Origin of the sequence: Aquabacterium sp. NJ1 (genome assembly GCF_000768065.1) — a bacterium.
Lineage (GTDB): Bacteria > Pseudomonadota > Gammaproteobacteria > Burkholderiales > Burkholderiaceae_C > Aquabacterium.
Window position 1 is genome coordinate 3,300,412 of sequence record NZ_JRKM01000001.1, and the last position, 24,291, is coordinate 3,324,702.

Annotated in this window: 22 protein-coding genes; 13 read left to right on the forward strand and 9 right to left on the reverse strand. The window is 64.5% G+C overall.

From position 1 onward, the window contains the following. The first annotated feature begins 342 nt into the window (after window positions 1-342). The 3 genes from JY96_RS14200 (at window position 343) to JY96_RS14210 (ending at window position 2,653) form a co-directional block, all read left to right on the forward strand. A complete protein-coding gene (locus tag JY96_RS14200; protein WP_235333933.1) occupies window positions 343-699 on the forward strand; it encodes a chemotaxis protein CheD in 357 nt (118 codons plus the stop codon). A gap of 4 nt (window positions 700-703) precedes the next feature. Continuing rightward, window positions 704-1,798 carry a chemotaxis response regulator protein-glutamate methylesterase gene (locus tag JY96_RS14205; protein WP_035038387.1) on the forward strand — a complete coding sequence of 365 codons (1,095 nt, stop codon included), beginning with the start codon at window positions 704-706 and terminating at the stop codon, window positions 1,796-1,798. 96 nt (window positions 1,799-1,894) lie between these two features. Then, a complete protein-coding gene (locus JY96_RS14210; RefSeq protein WP_035038389.1) occupies window positions 1,895-2,653 on the forward strand; it encodes a class II glutamine amidotransferase in 759 nt (252 codons plus the stop codon). On the opposite strand, the gene JY96_RS14215 is transcribed toward JY96_RS14210, so the two are convergent. Further along, a complete protein-coding gene (locus JY96_RS14215) occupies window positions 2,636-3,244 on the reverse strand; it encodes a TetR/AcrR family transcriptional regulator (RefSeq protein ID WP_052162533.1) in 609 nt (202 codons plus the stop codon). The two genes, JY96_RS14210 and JY96_RS14215, sit on opposite strands and share 18 nt — an antisense overlap. 110 nt (window positions 3,245-3,354) lie before the next feature. Here JY96_RS14215 and JY96_RS14220 point away from each other — a divergent pair, with 110 nt between their 5' ends. The 6 genes from JY96_RS14220 to JY96_RS14245 all read left to right on the forward strand — a co-directional run bounded on the left by JY96_RS14220 (window position 3,355) and on the right by JY96_RS14245 (window position 9,450). Further along, window positions 3,355-4,173 carry a creatininase family protein gene (locus tag JY96_RS14220; RefSeq protein WP_052162534.1) on the forward strand — a complete coding sequence of 273 codons (819 nt, stop codon included), beginning with the start codon at window positions 3,355-3,357 and terminating at the stop codon, window positions 4,171-4,173. 25 nt (window positions 4,174-4,198) lie between these two features. After that, window positions 4,199-5,482 (forward strand): YncE family protein, encoded by a 1,284-nt coding sequence (locus JY96_RS14225; RefSeq protein ID WP_035038391.1) that lies wholly within the window; start codon window positions 4,199-4,201, stop codon window positions 5,480-5,482. A gap of 159 nt (window positions 5,483-5,641) precedes the next feature. Further along, the gene (locus JY96_RS14230) at window positions 5,642-6,475 is read left to right on the forward strand and encodes a PEP-CTERM sorting domain-containing protein (RefSeq protein WP_035038393.1); all 834 of its coding nucleotides are present in this window, start codon (window positions 5,642-5,644) and stop codon (window positions 6,473-6,475) included. A 33-nt stretch (window positions 6,476-6,508) separates the two neighbouring features. Beyond that, window positions 6,509-7,309 carry a PEP-CTERM sorting domain-containing protein gene (locus JY96_RS14235; protein WP_081961265.1) on the forward strand — a complete coding sequence of 267 codons (801 nt, stop codon included), beginning with the start codon at window positions 6,509-6,511 and terminating at the stop codon, window positions 7,307-7,309. Window positions 7,310-7,607: 298 nt separating this feature from the next. After that, on the forward strand, window positions 7,608-8,417 hold the full coding sequence (locus tag JY96_RS14240) for a PEP-CTERM sorting domain-containing protein (protein ID WP_035038397.1): 810 nt from the start codon (window positions 7,608-7,610) through the stop codon (window positions 8,415-8,417). Between the two features lie 265 nt (window positions 8,418-8,682). Then, window positions 8,683-9,450 (forward strand): PEP-CTERM sorting domain-containing protein, encoded by a 768-nt coding sequence (locus JY96_RS14245; RefSeq protein WP_035038400.1) that lies wholly within the window; start codon window positions 8,683-8,685, stop codon window positions 9,448-9,450. Window positions 9,451-9,465: 15 nt separating this feature from the next. Here JY96_RS14245 and JY96_RS14250 read toward each other — a convergent pair whose 3' ends face one another. The 7 genes from JY96_RS14250 to JY96_RS14280 all read right to left on the reverse strand — a co-directional run bounded on the left by JY96_RS14250 (window position 9,466) and on the right by JY96_RS14280 (window position 17,820). Further along, window positions 9,466-10,644: an isovaleryl-CoA dehydrogenase gene (locus tag JY96_RS14250; protein WP_035038402.1), complete on the reverse strand. Its 1,179-nt coding sequence runs from the start codon at window positions 10,642-10,644 to the stop codon at window positions 9,466-9,468. A 46-nt stretch (window positions 10,645-10,690) separates the two neighbouring features. After that, window positions 10,691-11,620, reverse strand: a complete 930-nt coding sequence (locus JY96_RS14255) for a hydroxymethylglutaryl-CoA lyase (RefSeq protein ID WP_035038404.1) — start codon at window positions 11,618-11,620, stop codon at window positions 10,691-10,693. A gap of 9 nt (window positions 11,621-11,629) precedes the next feature. After that, window positions 11,630-13,630 carry an acetyl/propionyl/methylcrotonyl-CoA carboxylase subunit alpha gene (locus JY96_RS14260; RefSeq protein ID WP_035038406.1) on the reverse strand — a complete coding sequence of 667 codons (2,001 nt, stop codon included), beginning with the start codon at window positions 13,628-13,630 and terminating at the stop codon, window positions 11,630-11,632. Between the two features lie 137 nt (window positions 13,631-13,767). Further along, window positions 13,768-14,565, reverse strand: coding sequence for an enoyl-CoA hydratase/isomerase family protein (locus JY96_RS14265; protein WP_035038408.1), 798 nt, complete (start codon window positions 14,563-14,565; stop codon window positions 13,768-13,770). Window positions 14,566-14,576: 11 nt separating this feature from the next. Next, the gene (locus tag JY96_RS14270; protein ID WP_035038410.1) at window positions 14,577-16,199 is read right to left on the reverse strand and encodes a carboxyl transferase domain-containing protein; all 1,623 of its coding nucleotides are present in this window, start codon (window positions 16,197-16,199) and stop codon (window positions 14,577-14,579) included. Between the two features lie 7 nt (window positions 16,200-16,206). After that, entirely contained in the window at window positions 16,207-16,899 is a 693-nt protein-coding gene (locus tag JY96_RS14275; protein ID WP_235333934.1) for a TetR/AcrR family transcriptional regulator, read from the reverse strand. Window positions 16,900-17,031: 132 nt separating this feature from the next. Beyond that, window positions 17,032-17,820, reverse strand: a complete 789-nt coding sequence (locus tag JY96_RS14280) for an SDR family NAD(P)-dependent oxidoreductase (RefSeq protein WP_035038413.1) — start codon at window positions 17,818-17,820, stop codon at window positions 17,032-17,034. A gap of 58 nt (window positions 17,821-17,878) precedes the next feature. Between JY96_RS14280 and JY96_RS14285 the strand changes: the two genes are divergently transcribed. From JY96_RS14285 to JY96_RS14300, 4 genes are all read left to right on the forward strand, one after another. After that, window positions 17,879-18,325 (forward strand): thioesterase family protein, encoded by a 447-nt coding sequence (locus JY96_RS14285; RefSeq protein WP_052162536.1) that lies wholly within the window; start codon window positions 17,879-17,881, stop codon window positions 18,323-18,325. Between the two features lie 137 nt (window positions 18,326-18,462). Further along, window positions 18,463-20,031 carry a methyl-accepting chemotaxis protein gene (locus JY96_RS24150; protein ID WP_035038415.1) on the forward strand — a complete coding sequence of 523 codons (1,569 nt, stop codon included), beginning with the start codon at window positions 18,463-18,465 and terminating at the stop codon, window positions 20,029-20,031. A 158-nt stretch (window positions 20,032-20,189) separates the two neighbouring features. Beyond that, window positions 20,190-22,166, forward strand: a complete 1,977-nt coding sequence (locus JY96_RS14295) for a RecQ family ATP-dependent DNA helicase (protein ID WP_035038418.1) — start codon at window positions 20,190-20,192, stop codon at window positions 22,164-22,166. A 349-nt stretch (window positions 22,167-22,515) separates the two neighbouring features. Next, window positions 22,516-23,592, forward strand: coding sequence for a porin (locus tag JY96_RS14300; protein ID WP_035038419.1), 1,077 nt, complete (start codon window positions 22,516-22,518; stop codon window positions 23,590-23,592). A 102-nt stretch (window positions 23,593-23,694) separates the two neighbouring features. Here JY96_RS14300 and metW read toward each other — a convergent pair whose 3' ends face one another. Continuing rightward, a complete protein-coding gene (gene metW / locus JY96_RS14305; protein WP_035042878.1) occupies window positions 23,695-24,282 on the reverse strand; it encodes a methionine biosynthesis protein MetW in 588 nt (195 codons plus the stop codon). Between the last annotated feature and the right edge of the window lie 9 nt (window positions 24,283-24,291).

Sequence of the window (24,291 nt, forward strand, 5' to 3'; positions counted from 1 at the left end):
GTCCGGCCGAAAAAATGTTGCACTTCGTCAATCTCAAAAACAGGGCCGTTCCCCGGTGTGTGAGCATGGCATCCAATGCCCTCGATGGATCTCTCCTTGCAGACGCTGCCTGCTCATCCGGCCCTCATGAATCGCACATGCTGATGTCGCGCGGTAACCTGACTGCTGTCCATGCTGGAACATGATGATGAGGCATTTGGCCGACGCCAACCCACTCCAAGCCATCAGGTATTCCTGCTGCCGGGCCAATGGTACTTTGGCCATGCAGGTGAGATTGTCAAGACTGTGCTCGGTTCATGCGTCGCCATCACCTTGTGGCACCCGCAACGGCGGATAGGGGGCATGTGCCACTTTCTGCTGCCCAACAGGCGACGCAGGTCAGACGGCAGGCTGGATGGCCGCTTCGGTGATGAGGCCATGGCCTTGCTGGTACGAGAAATCGAGGCGGCAGGCACGCATACCGATGATTACGAAGCCCATGTCTACGGTGGGGCAGACACCATGCCCGATCAGCTCAAGGACAAGCTCAATATTGGTGAGCGCAATGTGGAGAAGGCCTGGACGCTCATCGACGAGTACGGTTTTCAGTTGCAATCGGTCGATGTCGGTGGCAATGAGCCACGCAGCCTGGTGATGGATCTGGGCCATGGCGAGGTGGTGCTCAAGCGCGGCCTGCTTTCCCAGGTCAAGAGAGGGTGATCTCATGAACGAGATCAATGTGATGATCGTGGACGATTCGGCGGTGGTGCGCAGGTACCTCTCCGAGCTCCTGACCCGAGCGGGCTTCACAGTCATCGGCGCGGCAGCGGACCCCCTGTTTGCCATGCAGCGCATGAAGCGCAATTGGCCTGATGTGCTGGTGCTGGATGTCGAGATGCCTCGCATGAACGGCATCGCCTTTCTCAAGCAACTCATGGCTGAGCGGCCCACACCCGTGCTCATGTGTTCCACGCTGACTGAGCAAGGCGGGCAGATCACGATGCAGGCCATGTCAGCCGGCGCGGTGGGTTTTGTGACCAAGCCCAAGGTCGGCCTCAAGGAATTCCTGGAAGACGACCGCAACGGCATCGTCGCTGCTGTACGTGCTGCGGCCAAGGCCGATATGTCGGCCTTGCGGCGTACCAGCCCAGGCGCGCCCAGACCCGCCGCCCATGTTCATGCCCACGCCCGATCGCCGTTGGCGCCTGGGGCGCAGGACGCCACGGCGGTGGCCTCTGATCGGGTGATCGCCGTGGCCATCTCCACGGGCGGCGTCCAGACGATCGAGTCCGTGCTCACCCGTTTGCCTCGCACGGCGCCGGGGATGGTCATCGTGCAGCACATGCCACCGAATTTCACGGCCAGCCTGGCAGAGCGCCTCAACGGGCTTTGCGAGCTGGAAGTGCTGGAAGCCAAGAACGGGGACCGCGTCGTCAACGGTCGCGTGCTGTTTGCGCCGGGCGGGCGTCACATGCGACTCAAGCGCAGCGGTGCACAGTATGTGGTCGAGGTGTTCGATGGCCCGCTGGTCAACCACCATCGCCCGAATGCCGACGTGCTGTTCAAGTCGGTTGCGCAATGTGCCGGGCGCCATGCCATTGGCGTGGTGATGACGGGCATGGGCGACGACGGTGCCTGTGGCTTGAAGGACATGGCCAATGCTGGTGCGAAGACCGCCGCGCAGGATGAGGCCAGCTGCGTGGTGTTTGGCATGCCCAGAGAAGCCATCCGGCAGGGCGGTGCCCAGCAGGTCGTGAGCCTGGATGAGTTGCCGTCCTGGCTGATGGCCGCTGCGCGTTCGTCTGACGCCGATGCCTGAATCTGCTGATGGTGCCATGGCCTGCAGGCGCGTTGGGGGGCTAACATGCCAAATCTGCTTATGCCTTGATGCGTTTTTCCCCAGGAGTGCCTCACCATGTGCCAGTTGCTGGGCATGAACTGCAACACCCCCACCGACATCGTTTTCAGCTTCTCGGGTTTTGCCACCCGGGCCTGTGAGCACGCCGATGGTTTCGGCATCGCCTTTTTCGAGGGGCGCGGCCTGCGCCTGCTCGTGGACCACCAGGCGGCCAGCGTGTCGCCCGTGTCCGAGCTGATCAAGCGCTATCCGATCAAAAGCCGCAACGTGATCGCCCACATCCGCAAGGCCACGCAAGGGCGCGTGGCGCTGGAGAACTGCCACCCCTTCGTGCGCGAACTGTGGGGCCACTACTGGGCCTTTGCGCACAACGGCAACCTGCTGGATTTCCAACCCAAGCTGCACGCGGCCTTCCGCCCGGTGGGTGATACCGACAGCGAGCGGGCCTTCTGCTGGTTGATGCAGGAGCTGGCCAAGAGCCACGCCAGCATGCCCAGCGTGACCGAACTGACGACCACCCTGCGTGAGCTGGTGCCCCAGGTGGCGCGGCACGGCACCTTCAACTTCATGCTCAGCCAGGGTGAAGCCTTGTGGGCGCACTGCTCGACCAAGCTGCATTACCTGGTGCGCCAGCACCCCTTTGGCATGGCCCGCCTGCAGGACCAGGACATCGCCGTCAACTTCGCCGACATGGCCCAGGAAGGCGACCGCGTGGCGGTGATCGCCACCGAGCCCTTGACGCTCAACGAGCCCTGGCAGGCCATGGGCCCGGGCGAGCTCAAGGCCTTTGTGGACGGCTTACCGCTGGGGGCCTGATGTAGCCGCTGTGGCAGAGGCGTACAGCCCCAGCACCTGCTCGATGAGGGCGTCGGTCTGCTCGTCCAGAAACGCGAGTTGCCCGTCCAGGATCAGGTGGCTCAGGCCGTGCACCATGCTCCAGCGCGCGATGGCCTGGCGCAGGGCCTCGGGGCTGTGGGGCTCGGTGCCGGTTTCCTGGGCCGACCAGGCCAGCAGCCCGTCGAACGAGGCTTTGGCGGTCTGCAGCAGGTCCGGGTCCTGGCTGGCATGCAGGAAGTGGCTGAACATCAGCCTGAAAAGGGCAGGGTGCTGGCGCGCAAACCCGATGTAGGCGCGGCCCGCGGTCAACCGCGCGTCGCCTGTGTCGCGGGCACCAGCCAGGGCCTCGGCCTGGGCCTGGGTGAAGCGCCGGAAGCCCTCGGCGGCCAGGGCACTCAACAGCGCCTGCTTGTCTGCAAAGTGGCGGTAGGCCGCATTGGCCGACACGCCCACATCCCGCGCGATGGCGCGCAGGCTCAAGGGGCCGTCTTCGCCTTTTTCCAGCGCCGCCAGACCCGCTTCGATGAGCGCGGCGCGCAGGTTGCCATGGTGGTAGCTTCGCTCTGTCATGCGGGCATTGTCTCCGCATCGCGCTGGCCCCGGTTTGCCGAGGTGCACCGCTGTTGTAAACCTGGTCTTTTTCAGCCATCCCCGGGTGGCTTCCGTTTTAGGATGCGCGCATGAAGACGCGAACCCACTGGCTGACCGGCCCGCTGACGCTGCTGCTCGGCCTGGCCCTGAGCGCCCAGGCGCTGGCCGCCACCAGCCCCTACATCGAAGAGATGACCTCGCCCGAGTTGGCGGCGCGTGTCGCCGCCGGCACCACCACCGTGCTGGTGCCCATTGGCGGGACGGAGCAAAGCGGCCCCCACCTGGTGCTGGGCAAACACAATGTGCGCGCCCGCACCCTGGCTGGCCAGATTGCCCAGCGCCTGGGCAATGCCGTGGTCGCCCCGGTGATCGCCTACGTGCCCGAGGGCAGCATCGAGCCCCCCGTGGCGCACATGCGCTTTGCCGGCACCATCTCCATCCCCGAGGCCGCCTTCGAGGCCATGCTGGAGGGCACCGCGCGCAGTTTCAAGCAGCACGGTTTTCGCGACGTGGTCTTCCTGGGGGACCATGGCGGTTACCAGAAGAGTGAAGAGCGCGTGGCGGCCAAACTCAACAAGGCCTGGGCCAAAGACCCGGCCTGCCACGTGACGGCCTTGAGCGCCTACTACCGCGTCACACAGACCGACTTCGTGGCCGAACTCAAGCGGCGCGGGTACAGCGAAGCCGAGATCGGCACGCACGCTGGCCTGGCCGACACCGCCCTGAGCCTGGCGATCGACCCCCACCTCGTGCGGACCGAGCTCATGGCGCAGGGCTTCAAGCCGGGGGCGCACAATGGCGTCACCGGCGACCCACGCCGTGCCAGCGCTGATCTGGGTCAGATCGGTGTGCAGCAGATTGTGGAATCATCCGTCGCGGCGATCCGTGCGGCGCAGCGCGCGCGTTGATCCCTTATTCGTCCCTGGAGAGCGCATGTCCTCGAACAACAAGATGCTGGCTGGTGGCCTGACCCTGGCCGCCACCGCCGCTGCCGTGTCAGCCTTGCTGGCTTACCGCACCGTTTCGGCCCAACAACCGGCCGCCCCCATTGCTTCGGCCACCCCGGCGGCCATTACCACCGTGCCGGGCATGCCGCCGGTGGTTGATGCGCGCAACCTCTACAGCGAAACCAGCGGCCCGGCCAAGATGCTGCCCGCCGTGCGCGAGGATCTGGAGCGCATCTACGTGCCCAATCTGCGTTCGCACGATGTCTACGTGATCGACCCGGCCAAGATGAAAGTGGTCGACAAGTTCAAGGTGGGCGACGCGCCGCAACACGTCATCCCCTCATGGGACCTGCGCACCCTGTGGGTGGCCAACAATGCCGAACGCAAGCTCACCGGCAGCCTCACCCCGGTGGACCCGCGCACCGGCAAGCCCGGCAAAAACGTGGCCGTGGACGACCCCTACAACATGTACTTCTCGCCCGATGGCAAGTCCGCCATCGTGGTGGCCGAGGCCCGCCATCGCCTGGACTTCCGTGATCCGCACACCATGGCCATGCAGTACGCGATCGAGGTGCCGCAATGCGGTGGCATCAACCACGCGGACTTCTCCATCGACGGCCGCTACGCCCTCTTCACCTGCGAGTTTGAGGGCAGCGTGGCCAAGGTCGACCTGGTCAAGCGCGAGGTGATGGGCTACCTCAAGCTCAAGATGCCCGCCACCCGCCTGAAGGACAAGCCCGTGCCCCAGGGCTTGCCCGACACCGAAATCTGCACCTCCAAGAAGGGCATGCCGCAGGACATCCGCATCTCGCCGGACGGCAAGCGCTTCTACGTGGCCGACATGGAGGCCGATGGCGTGCACATCCTTGATGGCGACGCGCTCAAGGAGATCGGCTTCATCACCACCGGCGTGGCCGCGCACGGCCTGTACCCCAGCCGTGACGGCAAGAGCCTGTATGTGGCCAACCGCGGCTCGCACAAGATCCATGGTGGCCGCAACGGCCCCGGCGGCGTGACCGTCATCGACTTCGCCACCGACAAGATCATCGCCCGCTGGCCCGTGCCCGGTGGCGGTAGCCCCGATATGGGCAACGTGAGCGCCGACGGCAAATGGCTGTGGTTGTCAGGCCGGTTTGACGATGTGGTCTACCGCTTCGATACCGCCAACGGCAACGTCCAGCAGATCAAGGTGGGCGCCGAGCCGCACGGGCTGGTGGTGTGGCCGCAGCCGGGGCGGTATTGCCTGGGGCATACGGGTAATTTGCGTTGATGGCCTGAACGGCCCCCATTCAATCGAGGGGGCTTGTGCACGACTGAAAGCCCCCTCAGGCGGGGCTGAACTGCTATGCTTTTTGCACCCGGTCGATGACCGGCTGTCTGCACAAATCCAATCAACCTGAGGGAGTCAAGTATGTGGATGCGTACTTGTTTGGCCGCTGCCGTTCTGGCAGCCAGCACGTTCACCGCACAAGCCAGCACCGTGGAAATGGTGGTGGATGTCATGGCAACCAACCTGCAACAGTCGCACCTGGAACAAGGCGGCGTGGTCACCACCAATGACCCGTCTTTCGTGCCTGCGCAGTTCCAGTGGTTGATCCGTTTCGACCTGGATCAGCCTACCGTCTACCCGGTTCAGTCCACCAACGGGACGGGTGGCGAGCAGCTGACGACCAGCACCTTTTTCCAGGGCGGCGAAACCTCGCTGACACCGTATTCGGCCACGCTGATCGGCCTGGTGCCCCCTGGTGCGCCGGTGCTGTCGCCCGGCACGACGCAGGTGTATGCCGAGTCGTCCACCAGGGACCTGTCGTTCTTCCCCATGGCGGGTGCGCAGGCGGTGAACATCCAGACCGGCTTCGCGGGCGGCGGCGCCTGGCAAGCGGTGGCTGATGGGCTGGCCACGACGATCGCCTATGGTCGCAGTTTCAATTTCGCCGGCGCTGCTGCGCCCGTGCCGAACAGCCAGTTCCAGCCCATGAGCTCGCAGGAGTTCGTCAGCTATCTGCAGTCCAAGGTGGGGCAGACGCAGGTGGGCGCGTTCAACGAATCGATCACGAAGTGGGTGCAAAAAACGAACCCGCCAGGCGATGTGATCCTGATCTCTGACGCCCCCGATGCCCTGGTTGCACAGGATGGCATCTGGATCAGCGGCGATGTGTCGATCCGCTCGGTGGCCGTGGTGCCGGAGCCTTCGACTTACCTGCTGATGGGCCTGGGCCTGTCTTCTGTGGCGCTGGTGCGTCGCCGCCGTCAGGCTGCCTGAGCCGGCCAGCAAAAAGTCCAAAGGGAGACCTTCATGTCATGGAAGACAACGCTGGCTGCTGCCGCCGTGCTGTGTATGGCACAGGCGCAAGCCGCGACCCTGGAGCTGGTGGCCGATGTGGCGGCCAACGTGTACCAGGCCGGGCGTGTGGAGCAAGGTGCCGTGATCTACGACAGCGTTGCGGGTTTTGTGCCGCAACACTTCGAATTCACGGTGCGCATCGATCTGGATCACCCGTTCACCGAGGAAGGGGCGCTGACGGTCAACCCTTTGCTGCGCAACGCCACATCGACCTTCATCGACAGCCCTGCCAACTGGGTCTCTCAGAGCCCGTTTTCTGCAGCCATGATGGCGCTGCTGCCTGATCCGGCAGGTGCCGTGACACCGGCCAGAGCTTTCGCCTACATCGAGCAATCCACGCCTGTCGTTGATGTGCCCACGGAGCCTGTGCATATCCTGGGTAGCGTCGGGACGGGGCAAGTCTGGCTGTCCAGTGGCGCGCCGGGCACGGCCTCGGTGGCCTACCGGCGTGGATTTGATTTCAGCGCGCTGGGTGAGATCATGCCCAGCGACGCGCTGCATGCGATGACAGGCGGGCAGTTCGCCAGCTTCTTGCAATCGAAGGTTGGGCAGGCCGGATTTGGTCGGTACGAGGAGTCGGTGGGCTTGTTGTATGCCGGCGGCGAACCGGTGATCTCCATGGACGCGCTGCGCGTGCTGGGGGATGTCACGATCCGTTCGGTGGCCGTGGTGCCTGAGCCTTCCACTTACCTGTTGATGGGCCTGGGCCTGTCCTTGGTGGCGGTGGTGCGCCGCCGCAAGCAAACAGCCTGATCGCCCACAAGCGTGGGGCGAGAGGCCACCCAAAAGCCGGTCCTGGTGACCGGCTTTTTCTTTATTGCAGCGCAGTGTGCCGCGCCCGCCTCACATCGTCTCGGCAAACAGCTCCCGCCCGATCAGCATGCGACGGATCTCGCTGGTGCCAGGTGGGCCGGTTTGACGACCTGGCCTACCGACCGGATAACTGCAACGGCGACATCACGCAGATGAGGGGGCAAGCATCGCCCCACGGCTGGCATCTGAACTGGTAAGCTGCCCCGGCACATGTAGTACAGAGGCAGGGGGGCACAGGATGAACATGCGTCCAGTTTGGATTGCTTTGGTCGTGGCGTTGGCGAACCAGTGCGTCCATGCTCAATCCGTGATGGTGACCATGGACGTGATGGCCAAGTCGCGCGCCGTGGGGCACGTTGTCAATGGCACGTACACCGTCACCGATGATGCTGGCTTTGTGCCGGAAACGTTCAGCTACTCGGAGAGCTTTGGCCTGAGAAGGGACGGTGCCCTGTTTGCCCCGTCTTTGAGCGCGAGTAACGTCGTTCAGTCGGGGCTTTTCTACGGCGCTGTGACCACGCCATCACCTTTTGCTGCCTCTTTGGTGGCGACGGCACCTTGGAATGTGTCAGTCCTAATCAATAACGGCTATGCGGGCTACCTGCTGTTCGTGCCTAAAACTGCGACTGTGGTGGCACCTGCGGCCGTGTCTCAACGGGCATTCCTGAGCGTGGGGCTGTCCTGGTCAAGTGAGGCCGGATATGAGCAGTATGGCCGTAGCGTATCGTGGGAAACCCAGGGCACACCCATTGCCGCCTCAAGCTTGAAGCCATGGTCTCCCGATGAGTTCGTGGCGCACTGGCAGTCGCTGGTCGGGCAGACACTCGTGGGCGCCTATAAGGAGTCGTATGACCTCAGCTCCCAGTCACCCTACGCACTGTTGGGTGGGGTGACGCCGCCGCCACCCACCCTGCATGACAATGTGTCCATATATGGGGATGTGGTGATTCGCTCTGTGGTGGTCGTGCCCGAGCCTGCCACCTACCTGTTGATGGGGCTTGGCTTGTCTCTGGTGGCCGCGGTGCGTCGTCGTCAACAGACTGCCTGATCACCTGCAAGCTCGCGCCGAGAGGCCACAAGAAAGGCAGGTTTGCATGGCCGGCTTTTTCTTGGAGATCAACTCACATCGTCTCGGTAGCCATGAGGATCAGGGTGGCAGGGGCAAGTCCCTCAAGTCAAGGGATGCGCCGGCCAACGATCTACCTGCATTGCACCGCCAATGTTAGGCTCTTGGTCATCAACAGAGCGATGACTGGGCGCGGATGGCCCATGTGTCCGCCTGTCAATGTCTTGAATAAAAAGGGGAGCGTTTGATGCGTTATCGCGGCATGCTGGCCATGGTGGCCCTGTCCTTGACAAGCCTGGCGGCGCAGGCCGAGGCATACGACCTCACATTCGATGTGACTGCCACGTCACGGATCGTCGTAGGGACCCAGGATGGGGCGTACGTCGAAAGTCGGGATCAGCTGTTCCAGTCGCAGCGCTTCAGCTATGTGGTGCACTTCGAGCTGGGCGAGGCAATCCAGCCCCCGGCCTTCTCGGAATTGCAGGGCATGAAGCTGTTCGGTGCTGTTTATGCCAGCGGCCCTTCCTCGACCTCGCCGTTTACCGAACAAGTCAGAGGTGCCCTGTCCAACCTGGGCGAGCCCATGTCGAGCTACAACATGGCCTATTACGACCTGTACACGCCGGCTTCTGGCGGGGCTCCCTCGTACATGGTTGCGGGCACGCAACTGACCCTGAGCACAGACTCGGAGTGGCTTTCGACCGATGGCAATGCGTCGTACATGCGAGGCATCTGGTTGACCGAACCTGGTGAGCCGGCCAAATGGGATGCTTGGACCAATGCTGACTTCATGGCTTTCCTGCAGGCGCGGGTCGGCCAGTTGCATCAGGGCGCGTACATGGAGCAAGGCCGCAGTGTGATTGGCGCCGGTGCCGGCGCCATCGTGAATGACGTCAAGATATATGGCGATGCAACGTTGGTGTCCATCACGGCAGTCCCGGAGCCCGCCACCTTCGCCTTGATGGGCTTGGGCCTGGTCGGCATCGCCGCTGCAGCCCGTCGCCGCCAGGCTTGATCCGATCTTGCCGGATCACATCGTCTCGGCAAACAGCTCCCGCCCGATCAGCATGCGGCGGATCTCACTGGTGCCGGCGCCGATCTCGTACAGCTTGGCGTCGCGCCACAGGCGACCCAGTGGGTAGTCGTTGATGTAGCCGTTGCCACCGAAGATCTGGATGCCTTCGCCGGCCATCCAGGTGGCCTTCTCGGCGGCCATCAGGATCAGGGCGGCGCAGTCCTTGCGCACATGGCGGGCGTGCTGTTTGCCCAGTGCGTCCAGGTTCTTGGCCACGGTGTAGGCAAACGATTTGACGGCCTGCTGCATGGTGTACATGTCGGCCACCTTGCCTTGCAGGAGCTGGAACTCGCCGATGGCCTGGCCAAACTGCTTGCGCTCGTGGATGTAGGGCACGATGTTGTCCATCACGGCCTGCATGATGCCCAGCGGGCCGCCTGAGAGCACGGCGCGTTCGTAGTCCAGGCCGCTCATCAGCACCTTGGCGCCGTTGCCCACGCCACCCAGCACGTTTTCAAAGGGCACCTCGCAGTCCTCAAAGAACAGCGGATAGGTGTTGGAGCCACGCATGCCCAGCTTGTCGAGCTTGTTGCCCTTGCTGAAGCCCTTGAAGCCCTTTTCGATGATGAAAGCCGTCATGCCCTTGGCGCCCATTTCGGGTTCGGTCTTGGCGTAGACCACCAGCGTGTCGGCATCACCGCCGTTGGTGATCCACATCTTGCTGCCGTTTAGCACGTAGCGGTCGCCCTTGGCATCGGCGCGCAGCTTCATGCTCACCACGTCCGAGCCGGCATTGGGCTCGCTCATTGCCAGCGCACCCACGTGCTCACCGCTGATCAGCTTGGGCAGGTAGGTGCGCTTCTGTGCTTCGCTGCCGTTGCGGAAGATCTGGTTGACGCACAGATTGGAGTGCGCGCCATAGCTCAGGGCCACGGCCGAGCTGCCCCGGCTGACTTCTTCCATGGCCACCATGTGCGCGAGGTAGCCCAGGTTGGTGCCGCCGTATTCCTCGGTCACCGTGAGGCCGTGCAGGCCCAGGTCACCCAGCTTCTTCCAGATGGGGGTGGGGAAGGCGTTCTCGCGCTCGACATCGGCGGCGATGGGGGCCAGCTCCTTGGCCACGAAAGTGCGCACGGCGTCGCGCAGGGCATCGATGTCTTCACCCAGGTGGTGATTGAGGCCTGGCAGGTTCATGTGGGGGTCTCCTCGGTCGCTTGTGTGTTCGGGTGAATGTGAAAGATCAATGCGTGGGGTGGGCGCGCTTGGCCAGCAAGGCATTGCTGACGCGGGAGACGGGCTTGCGGCCCAGCACGCCCGAGATGAAGTCGGCGGCGTCCACCAGTTTTTCCAGCTTGATGCCGGTGTGGATGCCCAGGCCATGCAGCAGGTAGACCACGTCCTCGGTGGCCACGTTGCCGGTGGCGCCCTTGGCGTAAGGGCAGCCGCCCAGGCCGGCCACGCTGGTGTCGAAGGTGTGGATGCCCAGCTCCAGGCAGCCGTAGATGTTGGTCAGCGCCTGGCCATAGGTGTCGTGGAAGTGGCCGCTGAGTTCGGCCAATGGCACATGTTTGAGCGCGCGTTCCATCACGGCCTTCACGCGGCCGGCCGTGCCCACGCCGATGGTGTCGGCAATGCCGATGTGGTCGCTGCCGATGTCCAGCAGGCGCTTGACCACGTCTTCCACGGCTTCCACCGTCACCTCGCCTTGATAAGGGCAGCCCAGCGCGCACGATACGGCGGCACGCACGCGCTTGCCCGTGGCCTTGGCCGCGTCCACCACGGGGCGGAAGCGCTCGATGGATTCGGCAATCGAGCAGTTGATGTTGCGTTGGCTGAAGGCCTCGCTGGCCGCCGCGAAGATCACGACCTCGTCGGCACCCGCTGCCAGCGCGCCTTCAAAGCCCTTCATATTGGGTGTGAGCACCGAGTAGCGCACGCCCTCCATCCGCTGGATGCCTGCCATCACCTCGGCGTTGTCGGCCATCTGTGGCACCCACTTTGGGCTCACGAAGCTGGTGACCTCGATCTGGCGCAAGCCCGCGTCCTGCAGGCGGTGCACCAGGGCGATCTTGTCGGCGGCGTCCACGGGGCGGCCCTCGTTTTGCAGGCCATCGCGCGGGCCCACATCAACCAGCGTGACGTGCGAGGGGAAGTTGGATGGCTTGTACATGATGGCACCTCAGTCTTCGATGCGCAGCAGCTCGACGCCCTCGGCCACCTGGTCGCCCACGGCGCACAGGATGGCAGAGACGGTGCCCGCTTGCGGCGCGGTCAGCGTGTGTTCCATTTTCATGGCTTCGGTCACGGCCAGGGGCTCGCCTTGCTTGACGACCTGGCCTTCCTTCACGAGCAAGGCCACGACCTTGCCGGGCATCAAGGCGGTGAGGCGGCCGGTGCCATGGTGGCCCTGGTCGACCTGGGTCAGCGGGTTCACGTCCTGCAGGTGCACGGCGCCTTGAGGCGTGAACACGTGGATGTCGTCACCATGGCGGTACACCGACACGCGCAGGCGCTGGGTATGCGCGCCGGTGGCCAGGCTGATGTCCAGCGTGTCAGCGTGCGCACCGTGCAGCGTCAGCATGACGCTGTGCTCGCCGAATTCGAGCTGGTATTGCGTGGGGCCCAAGCGGGTGCTGGTCACCGTGACGGGCTGGCCCTCGTGCAGCAGCACCTCGCGGTGGCGAGGGGCACCATGCAGGCGCCAGCCATCCGGTGTGGACCAGGGGTCACGTGGGCTGGCTGTGTGGGCTGGTTCGGTGGGCAGCAGGCTGGCCATGGCCGCACCAATGGCCACGTCCGTGCCCACGCCGGGCGCCTGGAACAGGGCCGCATGCTCGCGCTCGATCAGGGCCGTGTCCAGCTTCGCTTGCGAGAACGATGGCGTGTGGATCACGCGGCGCACGAAGCCCACATTGGTGTGCAGGCCGGTGATGTGCAGGTCGCGCAGGGCGGCATCCAGGCGGCTCAGGGCGGCGGTGCGGTCCTCGCCCCACACGATGAGCTTGGCGATCATCGAGTCGTAGTAAGGCGAGATCACATCGCCTTCGCGCACGCCGCTGTCAATGCGAACGGGGGATACCTCGAATGATGAAGCCGGTGGCGTGCGCATGACCTGCAGCGCGCCGGTGGCCGGCAGGAACTGCTGCGCTGGGTTCTCGGCGCAGATGCGGGCTTCGATGGCGTGGCCCTTGATCTGCAGTTGGTCCTGCTGCAGAGGCAGGGGCTCGCCCGCGGCCACGCGCAGTTGCCACTCGACCAGGTCCAGGCCGGTGATGGCTTCGGTGACCGGGTGCTCGACCTGCAGGCGGGTGTTCATCTCCATGAAGTAGAAGCGGCCGTCCTGCTCACAGATGAACTCGACGGTGCCCGCGCCCACATAACCCACGCTGCGTGCGGCGGCGATGGCGGCTTCACCCATCTGGCGGCGGCGCTCGGGCGTCATGCCGGGTGCCGGGGCTTCTTCCAGCACCTTCTGGTGGCGGCGTTGCACCGAGCAATCACGCTCGAACAGGTGCACGTAGTGGCCGTGCGTGTCGCCAAAGACCTGGATCTCGATGTGCCGCGGTTGCTGCACATAGCGTTCAACCAGAACATGGGCGCTGCCAAAGCTGGCCTGGGCTTCGCGCTGGCAGGATGCGAGCGCGGCTTCAAGGTCCGCCGCTTGCTGGACGGCGCGCATGCCCTTGCCACCCCCACCGGCACTGGCCTTGATCAACACGGGGTAGCCCATGATGCCGGCCTGCTCCTTGAGGAAAGCCGGGTCTTGCTGGTCGCCGTGGTAACCGGGCACCAGCGGCACGCCGGCCTTTTCCATCAAGGCCTTGGCGGCGGATTTGCTGCCCATGGCCGCAATGGCCGAGGCGGGTGGGCCGATGAAGGCAATGCCGGCGGCCTCGCAGGCCTGGGCGAAGTCTTCGTTTTCGCTCAGGAAGCCGTAGCCGGGGTGCACGGCTTGGGCGCCGGTGGCCTTGGCCGCTTCGAGGATACGGTCGGCGCGCAGGTAGCTTTCACGCGGGCTGGCCGGGCCGATGTGCACGGCCTCGTCGCAAGCCTGCACGTGCAGGGCGTGGGCGTCGGCATCCGAGTAGACGGCCACGGTGCGGATGCCCATGCGGCGTGCGGTGGCAGCCACTCGGCAGGCGATTTCACCGCGGTTGGCAATCAATATCTTCTGGAACATCACAGCTCCCGCGGTGAACTCGCCTGCGACACGCTGTGCGTGTCCATGCGATTTGGCTGCGCCGCAAGGCCGATGGCCTTGTCACCGCGGTTGGCGGTCAGGATCTTGTTGAACATGTTGAAGTGATCCCGTCGTGTTCAGTCTTTAGGCTTGGCATCAAGCTGCCAGGCCGGAGTGCGTTTATTCAGGAAGGCCTGCACGCCCTCGCGGCCTTCGTCGCTGGCGCGGATGTCGGCAATGCGGCGTGCGGTCAGGTCGCGCAGGTCGGTGCTCAGGGGCATCTTGCCGATGTCCTTGACCAGCTGCTTGCAGGCGCGCACGGCCACCGGGCCGTTGTGCACGATGCTGTGCACCACCTGCTGCGTGGTCTCGTGCAGCGTGTCGGCATCGCACACCTCGTGCACCAGGCCGATCAGCTGCGCGCGCTCGGCGCTGAAGCGCTCGGCCGTCACGAAGTAGCGGCGCGCGGCACGTTCACCAATGGCATCGATCACATACGGGCTGATGGTTGCGGGGATCAGGCCCAGCTTGGCTTCCGACAGGCAGAAGCCCGCCTGGCGAGATGCCACCACCACGTCGCAGCAGGCCACCAGGCCTACGCCGCCACCATAACAATCGCCTTGCACCTTGGCGATCACCGGCACCGGGCTGCTGGCAATGGTCCACAGCATGTTGGCCAGGCGTGCGCCGTCGGTGTGGTTCTCGGCCCAGGAAAAATCGGCCATGGCGCGCATCCAGTTCAGGTCGGCGCCTGCGCAGAAGGCCTTGCCATGCGCGCCCAGCACGATGGCGCGCAGCGTCGGGTCTGCCGCCAGCTCCGTGAAGGTGTGCGTCAGCTCGGCAATGGTCTCGGCATCAAACGCGTTGCGCAGTTCGGGCCGGTTCAGGTAGACATGGGCTACGTGGCCTTCATGCTGGATATCCAGTCGGGACATGCGTGCGCTCCTTACATGCGGAACACGCCGTAGCGTGTGTCGCCAATCGGTGCGTTGAGGCTGGCACTCATGGCCAGGGCCAGCACGCGGCGGGTGTCGGTGGGGCGGATCACGCCGTCGTCCCACAGGCGGGCAGAGGCGTAATACGGGTGGCCCTGTGCCTCGTACTGTTCGCGGATCGGTGCCTTGAAGGCCTCCTCGTCATCGGCGCTCCAGGCGGCTTCGCCCTTGAGGCCCGTCTTGGCCTCGATGCCATCGCGCTTGACCGTGGCCAGTACGCTGGCGGCCTGCTCGCCACCCATCACGCTGATGCGCGCGTTCGGCCACATCCACAGGAAACGCGGGTTGTAGGCGCGGCCGCACATGCCATAGTTGCCGGCACCGAACGAGCCGCCGATGATCACGGTGAACTTGGGTACCTGTGCGCACGACACGGCGGTGACCATCTTGGCGCCGGCGCGTGCAATGCCTTCGTTCTCGTACTTGCGGCCCACCATGAAGCCGGTGATGTTCTGCAGGAAGAGCAGGGGGATCTTGCGCTGGCAACACAGCTCGATGAAGTGCGCGCCCTTGTTGGCGCTCTCCGAGAACAGGATGCCGTTGTTGGCCACGATGCCCACGGGCATGCCTTCGATGTGGGCAAAGCCGCAGACCAGGGTGCTGCCGTAGCGCGCCTTGAACTCGTCGAACTCCGAGCCGTCCACCAGGCGGGCGATCACCTCGCGCACATCGAAGGGCTTGCGCGTGTCGGTGGGGATGATGCCGTTGAGTTCGGCCTGGTCGTACAAGGGCGCACGTGGCTCGATCAGGGCGATGTCAGCTGTCTTGCGCCAGTTCAGACGGGCCACGCATTGGCGGGCCAGGGCCAGCGCATGGGCGTCATCGCGCGCCAGGTGGTCGGCCACGCCGGACAGGCGCGTGTGCACGTCACCACCGCCCAGGTCTTCCACGCTCACCACTTCGCCCGTGGCGGCCTTCACCAGCGGCGGGCCACCCAGGAAGATGGTGCCCTGGTTCTGCACGATGATGGTCTCGTCGCTCATGGCGGGCACATAGGCGCCGCCGGCCGTGCACGAGCCCATCACCACAGCGATCTGCGGGATGCCGACAGCACTCATGTTGGCCTGGTTGTAGAAGATGCGGCCGAAGTGGTCGCGGTCCGGGAAGACCTCGTCCTGGTTGGGCAGGTTGGCGCCGCCCGAGTCCACCAGGTAGATGCAGGGCAGGCGGTTCTGCGCGGCGATCTCCTGGGCACGCAGGTGCTTCTTGACCGAGATGGGGTAGTAGGTGCCGCCTTTGACGGTCGCGTCGTTGCACACGATCATGCACTCGACGCCCGCTACACGGCCCACCCCGGCGATCACACCGGCGCTGGGCGCGGCGTTGTCATACATGTTGAGCGCGGCCAGCGGCGCCACTTCCAGAAACGGCGAGCCCGCATCCAGCAGTTGTTCCACGCGGTCACGCGGCAGCAGCTTGCCGCGGGCCAGGTGCTTGGCGCGCGGCGCTTCGCCACCACCCAGTGCGATGCGGCCCAGTTGGGCTTCCAGGTCGTCCACCAGGGCCTGCATGGCCTGGGCATTGGCCTTGAAGGTATCCGAGCGTGGGTTGAGTTGGGTCTCGATGACGGGCATGGCGGGTTCAGTCTTTCGGGTGGATGTGGCGCAGCGCCTCGCTGACTTCATCCTTGAAGCGGCTCAAGGCCGCCAGGGACGCGTCACGCGGCATCAGCGCGCTCCAGATCAGTTCGGTCAGTTGCTCGGCCGTGGTGTCGATGCGCGGGCGCTTCATCGTGGTGATGGCGTCCCACAGCACATGCTCCATCGAGCCATACACCAGGTCGCGAAGCAGGCGCAGCGGCATGTCGGCGCGGACCTGGCCTTGCGCTTGTGCCTCGGCTAGGCAGTCCATTAAGGGCGCGGTGTAGCGGCGTTTGCAGTCGGCAATGACCTTGGCCAGTTCGGGCTCGGCTGCGCGGCCCTCGCCGAGCACCAGGGCGCACATGCCCGAGCCATCGGCCAGCAGGGTGACCAGGTGGGCGCGCACCACGTGGCTGAGCTTGGCGTGCACGCCGTGCAGGCGGGGCACGTCACGCTCCAGCTCGCTGCTGATCTCGTCGTACCAATCCTTGATGACCTGGATGCACAGCTCGCGCTTGCCCGGGAAGTAGGTGAACACCGTGGCCTCGGACACGCCCGCCGCTTCGGCAATCTGGGCGGTGGTGGCACGCTGGTAGCCGTGCTGCGAAAACACCTGCCGAGCCGCACTCAGCAAAGTCTGAATGCGCTCCAGGGATTTGGCGCGGCGAGGGGTGGTGCGTTGCAGGCTGGGCACGGAGAAAATTGAGTGACACTCAAGAATGCCGAGATCATGCCATGTGCAGCGCCAACTGTGCCCGGCTATTTGTCAGGGTTCCTACTGATTTTTCGTTTGCAAGCATGCCGGCCAAGTTACCTTGAGCACGACTCAGCCAGCAGCCAGGCGAAGCCCACCGTCCAGCCTGATCACCTCGCCATTGAGGTATTCGTTTTCCACGATGTGGCGCACCAGGGCCGCGTACTCGGCGGGTGCCCCCAGGCGTGCAGGGCAGGGCACGTTGGCAGCCAGCACCGCGCGGGTTTCCGGTGGCAAGCCGGCGGTCAGTGGTGTGCTGAAAGCCCCCGGCGCAATGGCCATGACACGGATGCGCTCACGCGCCAGATCACGCGCGGCTGGCAAGGTCATGGCGGCCACCCCACCTTTGGAGGCGGCAAATGCCACTTGCCCCATCTGCCCTTCAAAGGCGGCCACGGACGCCGTGTTGATGATCACGCCCCGGCAGGCGCCCGCAGCCTCATCGGCGCGCGGCGGCGAAGCCATCATCACTGGCACGGCCAGCCGCATCATGTTGAAGCTGCCCAGCAGGTTGACCTCCATCACCTTGCGGAAGGTGGACAACTGGTGCGGGCCCTCGCGGCCGTGCAGGCATTCGGCGAAGGCCACGCCGGCGGCATTGACCAGCACGTCCACACGCCCGAAGCGATCCTGCGCCATGTAGACGGCGGCCGAGCCCTGGGTGTCGTCGCTGACATCGGTGTCTTGCCAGCACCAGCGCTCCTGATGCGGGTCAAGCTGGGCCAAGGGGTGCGTTGAAGCGGGCGCGCTGCGGTCCGCCAGCAGCACACGGGCACCGGCCTCCCAGGCCATCTGGCTGGTCGCGGCACCCAGCCCCGAACAGCCGCCGGTGACGATGAACACGCACTTCGACAGGTTCATGGCAGGACTCCCAGGGCCGAAATGGCATCATTGCGCCAATCCGGATCAAACGCAAGCCATGACAGCCATCCAATGGGATCACCCCCATCCCCACCTCTTGAATGTGACCGTGCAGGATCAGCATATCGACCTGATGCGCCACACGAACAACGTCGTGTACCTGCAGTGGCTGGAGGACGTGGCCTGGGCTCATTCCATCGCGCTGGGCCTGGGGCCGGCTCAGTACGAGGCGCTGGGCCATGGCATGGTGGTGCGCCAGCATGAGCTGACCTACATCCAGGCCACCCGCCTGGGCGACGAGCTGGTGCTGGCCACCTGGTTGACGCATGCCGACAAGCTCACGCTGCAGCGCCACTACCAGTTTGTCCGCCAGGCAGATGGCGCGACCGTTTTCCGCGGCAAAACGCATTTTGTGTGCGTGGACATCGCCCAGGGCAAGGTCCGGCGCATGCCCGAGGCGTTTTTCTCGGCTTACTCAGCGGCCGTGATCCCTCAAGTCAGCTGAGATCCAACCGATAAAGCGGTTTACTTCAGCCGGAGAAGTTGCACGCTGGGTCGCATCGCATCAAGGCGCGAACCAGCCACCGGCTATTCGCCAACGGGCTGGCGATGCCAAACAGCCCGTATGAACCAGGGGCGGTGATGAACTTCGGACAACTGAAGATTGGTACGCGTGTCGCCGTGCTGGGCGGCGTCATGAGCATGGCGCTGCTGGCCGTTGGCGGCACGGCCTTGTGGGCACTCAAGGCTGACGAGGCCCAGTTCGAGGCCTGCGCACAAAAAGCACAAAACTTCGAAAACGCCATTGACCTGGCTCGGGGTGCGCAGGTGGCCTTCAAGATCCAGATCCAGGAGTGGAAGAACACCCTGCTGCGCGGTGGCGATCCGGCCTCGTTCGACAAATACAGCAAGGCCTTTGTCAAAGAAGGCGAGGTGTCGGTGGCCAAGCTTCATGACTTGAAGCGCGTGATGGCTCAGCTGGACCTGCCCACCTCCGACATCGACGAGGCGCAGGCCGCCTTGATCGATCTCAAGACCAAATACCTGGACGCCCTGACGCACTACGATCAGGCTGACCCGGACAAGGGCGCACATGCCGTGGACAAACTGGTCAAAGGCATGGACCGCCCACCCACCACCAAGATCGACGGCATCGTCGCGGGTGTGATGTCATCAGCCAAGACCATGCAGGCGCAAGCCGTGGATGTGGCCAAGGCCCGCATGCAGTCGGCCATCTGGGGCATGTTGGGCCTGGTCGTGCTGGCCTTGGGTGCCGGGGCCACAGCGGCCTGGCTGATCCTGCGCAGCATCACCGACCCGCTGCATCAAGCCGTGTCAGCGGCGACCGAGGTGGCCAGCGGCAACCTGCGCGTGGCCATCCACGCTGAAGGCGAAGACGAGGTCAGCCAGTTGCGCGCCGCCATGGGCAAGATGAACGACAGCCTGGTGCGTGTCGTCAGCCAGGTGCGCGATGCCGCCGACATGGTCTCGCATGCCTCCAGCGAAATCGCGTCGGGCAACATGGACCTGTCTGCGCGCACGGAAGCCCAGGCCTCCAACCTGCAGGAAACCGTGGCCACCATCGGCCAGCTGAGCACCGGCGTGCAGCACAGCGCCGACCACGCCGCCCAGGCGCAGGATCTGGCCACCCGAGCCAGTGAAGTGGCCGAGCGCGGTGGCGCCGTCGTCAATGACGTGGTGCAGACCATGAACGACATCAACACCAGCTCGCGCAAGATCTCCGAAATCATCGGCGTGATCGACGGCATCGCCTTCCAGACCAACATCCTGGCCCTGAACGCGGCTGTGGAAGCAGCACGCGCTGGCGAACAGGGTCGGGGCTTCGCCGTGGTGGCGTCCGAGGTGCGGGCCCTGGCCCAGCGCAGCGCCAACGCCGCCCGCGAGATCAAGTCGCTCATCAACGCCAGCGTGGAATGTGTGGACCGCGGTGGCAACCTGGTGGGCGAAGCGGGCAACACGATTGCCGAAGCCGTGCAGGCCGTGCGCCAGGTGCGCGAGGTGATCTCCGAGATCACGGTGGCCGCGCGCGAGCAGGCGTCCGGTATCAGCCAGGTCAGCCAGGCCATTGGCGCCATCGACAACACCATGCAGCAAAACGCCGCATTGGTGGAACAGGCCGCAGCCGCCGCCTCCTCGCTGCAGCAGCAGGCGCAAGCCTTGCAAGGCTCGGTCAGCTTCTTCCGTACCTGACGTCAAGCACACCTTTGGGCGCCCTCCGAAAGGGGGCGGGTGCCGCGAGGCGATTTCACCGGGGCGACTCCGGCGACAATACGCGCTGTGCGCCCCCCGGATTTGTGCGATGTGTTTCATGATGTGGGCGCTGACCATTGCCGTCACCCCCACCATCTGTGTCCGCCCTGCCTGCCGCCGATGCCCTTGAGGCATTGCCCACCCAGCCCTTGACGATCCTGCAGGAGGTCTTCGGCTATGCCGCTTTCCGAGGGCAGCAACAGGCCATCGTCGACCACGTCACGGCGGGCCACGATGCCCTGGTGCTGATGCCCACCGGCGGCGGCAAGAGCTTGTGCTACCAGATCCCGGCCATTGCGCGCCACCGTGGCGGCAAGGGTGTCACCGTGGTGGTTTCGCCCCTGATCGCCCTGATGCACGACCAGGTCGGCGCGCTAGAAGAAGTCGGCGTGCACGCGGCCTTCCTGAACAGCACGCTGAGCCTCGAAGACACCCAGCGCATCGAGCGCGAGATGATGGCCGGCCGCATGGTGATGCTGTATGCGGCGCCCGAGCGCGTGACCAACCTGCGCTTTCAGGCGCAACTGGCCAGCCTGCACGAGCGCGGCCTGCTCAGCCTGTTTGCCATCGACGAGGCGCACTGCGTCAGCCAGTGGGGCCACGACTTCCGCGAAGACTACCTGCAGCTCAGCCTGCTGCACGAGCGCTTCCCCGACGTGCCCCGCCTGGCGCTGACCGCCACCGCCGACGACCAGACCCGCGCCGACATGATCGAGCGCCTGCAGCTGCAGGACGCGCGCGTTTTCATCAGCAGCTTCGACCGGCCCAATATCCGCTACGCCCTGGTCGAAAAAGACGAACCCCGCAAGCAACTGCTGCGCTTCATCCAGGACGAGCACGACGGCGACGCGGGCATCGTCTACTGCCAGAGCCGCAAGAAGGTGGAAGAAACCGCCGCCTGGCTCAACGAGCAGGGCATCAGCGCACTGCCGTATCACGCCGGGCTGGACGCGGCCCTGCGCAAGAAACACCAAGACCGCTTCCTGCGCGAAGATGGCCTGGTCATGGTGGCCACGATTGCGTTCGGCATGGGCATCGACAAGCCCGACGTGCGCTTCGTGGCCCACCTGGACCTGCCCAAGAACATCGAGGCCTATTACCAGGAGACGGGCCGCGCCGGTCGCGATGGCCAGCCTGCCGACGCCTGGCTGACCTACGGCCTGGCCGACGTGGTCAACCAGCGCCGCATGATCGACGAGAGCCCGGCCAACGACGACTTCAAGCGCGTGCAGCGCGGCAAGCTCGATGCCCTGCTGGCGATGGCCGAAGCCCATGACTGCCGTCGCGTGCGGCTGCTGGCTTACTTCGGTGAGAACTATGGAAGCGAGCCGCCCGCCGCCGGGCCGCCCCAAGGCGGGCAGCGCCCCCTTGGGGGGCAGCGAGACCCGGATGGGGTGAGCTTGGGGGCCCGTTGCGGCAACTGCGACAACTGCCTGAACCCACCTGCCACCTGGGATGGGACCGAGGCCGCCCGCAAGCTGCTCAGTTGCATCTACCGCTTCTGGCAGCACGGCCAGCAACGCTTTGGCGCGGGGCACCTCATCGACGTGCTGCGTGGCAAGCAGACCGACAAGGTGCAGCAATACGGGCACCAGACCTTGAGCACTTTCGGTGTTGGCGCCGATTTGTCGGAGAACCAGTGGCGCGCCGTCTTGCGCCAATTGGTGGCCCTGGGCCATGTGGTGGCGGAAGGCGAGTACAACACCCTGGCGCTCACCGACAGCGCCCGCGCGGTGCTCAAGGGCGAGATCAAGCTGACCTTGCGAGAGGCCGTCGAGGTACCCCGCAAGGGTCGCACGGGCAAGACCGGCAAACCGGGAGCCGGCAAGCCCGCCTCGGCGCCTGCCGACCTCACCGGGGACGCCCTGGCCCGTTTCGCCGACCTGCGTGCCTGGCGCGCCGGCGTCGCGCGCGAGCACAACCTGCCGGCTTACATCGTGTTCAACGATGCCACCCTGGCCGACATGGCCCGCATTGCCCCCCAGACATTGGGCGAGCTGGCCGGCATCAGTGGCGTCGGTGCCAAAAAACTGCAGGCTTACGGCGACCAGATCCTGTCCGTTCTGAACCCCTGAAACGGCACGGCGCGCGCCCCATTCAGGGGATAAATGTCCGAATAGAAATGATGGGCCAACACGCTTCGCACCATTGTTGTGCGTCTGTGTTGTTGATTGCCTGGGCAATTAATTTCGAACTCAAATCGAGTGATTTGCCTGCAAAATGTCCTGAAAACGTATGTGTAAATTGCATTTTGTAGCCTGTTGACAACGAAAATGGGCCAAAACCAGGGACTAAAGCTGTCACGATTCTTGCTTATCGAATCTCCGGCGGACTTTCCGTCCCACAATGAACTTCACGGTTGGGAGCCTGTTTGGGCACCCTCCTTGTTCAAATTTCTGTTCATCTCATTGCTAGGAGAACTCAATGTTTGCAAAGAAGAACCTGGTGGCTGTGGCCGCCTTGCTGGCTATGGCTGGCGCTGCCCAAGCCCAATCGAGCGTCAAGCTGTACGGCTACCTGGAAATGGACGCTGGTTCTTATGAAACGGCTCACGCCAAGGGTACGTCCTCTCGCGTGACCAAGGTTCAAAGCGGCGACATGATGACCAGCTTCGTTGGTCTGGCCGGTTCTGAAGATCTGGGTGGTGGCCTGAAGGCTGAATTCACGCTGGAATCCTTCCTGGGTGTCGATACGGGCGAAGCGGCCGGTAACTACGCCAACAAGGCTGGTGGCTTCTGGAGCCGTGCTTCCAACGTCGCGCTGAGCGGCGGTTTCGGTAAGGTCGCACTGGGTCAATACGACAACCCCCTGTTCACCTCGGCCTACACCTACAACCCCTTCGGCAGCTCGATGACGTTCTCGCCGACGATGCGTCACCTGAACTACCTGACGCCGGCTGTGCAAACCAGCATCCCCAACTCCGGCGTCAAGTTCGACACCGGCTGGGTGAACTCGGTGACCTATGAGTCGCCCGTGTTCTCTGGCTTCCAGGCCATCGGTCAGTACGCTGCCAAGGAAACCTCCACGCCCGACACCACGAACAGCTACGCGCTGGCTGGTTCTTACAACGCTGGCCCGTTCAGCGCCATGCTGACCTATGTGAAGGGCGGCCTGACCGACAAGCCCAATGCCACGACCTACTACGCCAAGTCCAAAGTGACGGACCTGGGTGCCAGCTACGATTTCGGTGTGCTCAAGGCCTTTGCCCAGTACACCTACATCAAGGACGACACCAACGATCTGAAGGACAAGATCTATCAACTGGGCGTGAGCGTGCCGGTGACCGAGAAGGCCTCGGTGATGGCTTCGTTCGGCAACCTGAACCACAAGGTCGCAGGCCAGGCATCCAACAAGGATGACGTGTTCTCGATCGGCTACAACTATGACCTGTCCAAGCGCACCAGCGTGTTTGGCGCGTTCATGAACAACCGCCAGAGCGCCAACACGGGCAATGACTCCTCTGGTCAATCCTACGCCGTTGGTATCAAGCACAACTTCTGATCGACCCCAGTCGATTTGAAGCACCCATGAAAAACGCCCCGCGAGGGGCGTTTTTCTTTTGGGGCAACCGTGCGCGCGTTCAGGCCAGCCGGGGCGCGGCCATCAACCCCGCTCGAACTTGAACACCGCCGTGCTGGCCAGCAGATTGGGCCAGCGGGTGACCACCTCGCCGCCATGCAGGCCGAAGGATTCCAGGATGCGCAGCCCGTTCTTGCGCGCCAGCACCTCGAAGTCGGCCAGCGTGGCCACGCGGATGTTGGGCGTGTCGTACCACTGGTAGGGCAGGGTCCTGGTCACCGGCATGCGCCCGCGCAGCACGCTCAGGCGGTGCGCCCAGTGCGCGAAGTTGGGGAAGCTCACCAGGCCGATGCGGCCGATGCGTGCCGTCTCGCGCAGCATGGCTTCGGTATTGCGCAGGTGTTGCAGCGTGTCGAGCTGCAGCACCACGTCGAAGCTGTTGTCCTCGAACAGGCTCAGGCCTTCTTCCAGGTTGCGCTGGATGACGTTGACCCCGCGCTTGACGCAGGCGATCACCTTGGTGTCGTCCAGCTCCACCCCGTAGCCGGTGCATTGGCGGTGGTCACGCAAGTAGGCCAGCAGGGCGCCATCACCGCAGCCCAGGTCCAGCACACGGGAGCCCGGTGGGATGAGGTCGGCGATGATCTGGTGGATGGGGCGGTCGTTGCTCATGCTCTTGTC

Bases quoted from the DNA above. Each gene is read 5' to 3' on its own strand.
- JY96_RS14210 (WP_035038389.1), top strand. From the start codon at position 1,895: ATGTGCCAGTTGCTGGGCATGAACTGCAACACCCCCACCGACATCGTT.
- JY96_RS14270 (WP_035038410.1), bottom strand. From the start codon at position 16,199: ATGCCCGTCATCGAGACCCAACTCAACCCACGCTCGGATACCTTCAAG.
- JY96_RS14205 (WP_035038387.1), top strand. From the start codon at position 704: ATGAACGAGATCAATGTGATGATCGTGGACGATTCGGCGGTGGTGCGC.
- JY96_RS14240 (WP_035038397.1), top strand. From the start codon at position 7,608: ATGAACATGCGTCCAGTTTGGATTGCTTTGGTCGTGGCGTTGGCGAAC.
- JY96_RS14215 (WP_052162533.1), bottom strand. From the start codon at position 3,244: ATGACAGAGCGAAGCTACCACCATGGCAACCTGCGCGCCGCGCTCATC.
- JY96_RS14225 (WP_035038391.1), top strand. From the start codon at position 4,199: ATGTCCTCGAACAACAAGATGCTGGCTGGTGGCCTGACCCTGGCCGCC.
- JY96_RS14220 (WP_052162534.1), top strand. From the start codon at position 3,355: ATGAAGACGCGAACCCACTGGCTGACCGGCCCGCTGACGCTGCTGCTC.
- JY96_RS14285 (WP_052162536.1), top strand. From the start codon at position 17,879: ATGACAGCCATCCAATGGGATCACCCCCATCCCCACCTCTTGAATGTG.
- JY96_RS14245 (WP_035038400.1), top strand. From the start codon at position 8,683: ATGCGTTATCGCGGCATGCTGGCCATGGTGGCCCTGTCCTTGACAAGC.
- JY96_RS14255 (WP_035038404.1), bottom strand. From the start codon at position 11,620: ATGTACAAGCCATCCAACTTCCCCTCGCACGTCACGCTGGTTGATGTG.
- JY96_RS14200 (WP_235333933.1), top strand. From the start codon at position 343: ATGTGCCACTTTCTGCTGCCCAACAGGCGACGCAGGTCAGACGGCAGG.
- JY96_RS14265 (WP_035038408.1), bottom strand. From the start codon at position 14,565: ATGTCCCGACTGGATATCCAGCATGAAGGCCACGTAGCCCATGTCTAC.
- JY96_RS24150 (WP_035038415.1), top strand. From the start codon at position 18,463: ATGAACTTCGGACAACTGAAGATTGGTACGCGTGTCGCCGTGCTGGGC.
- JY96_RS14250 (WP_035038402.1), bottom strand. From the start codon at position 10,644: ATGAACCTGCCAGGCCTCAATCACCACCTGGGTGAAGACATCGATGCC.
- metW (WP_035042878.1), bottom strand. From the start codon at position 24,282: ATGAGCAACGACCGCCCCATCCACCAGATCATCGCCGACCTCATCCCA.
- JY96_RS14235 (WP_081961265.1), top strand. From the start codon at position 6,509: ATGTCATGGAAGACAACGCTGGCTGCTGCCGCCGTGCTGTGTATGGCA.
- JY96_RS14280 (WP_035038413.1), bottom strand. From the start codon at position 17,820: ATGAACCTGTCGAAGTGCGTGTTCATCGTCACCGGCGGCTGTTCGGGG.
- JY96_RS14260 (WP_035038406.1), bottom strand. From the start codon at position 13,630: ATGTTCCAGAAGATATTGATTGCCAACCGCGGTGAAATCGCCTGCCGA.
- JY96_RS14300 (WP_035038419.1), top strand. From the start codon at position 22,516: ATGTTTGCAAAGAAGAACCTGGTGGCTGTGGCCGCCTTGCTGGCTATG.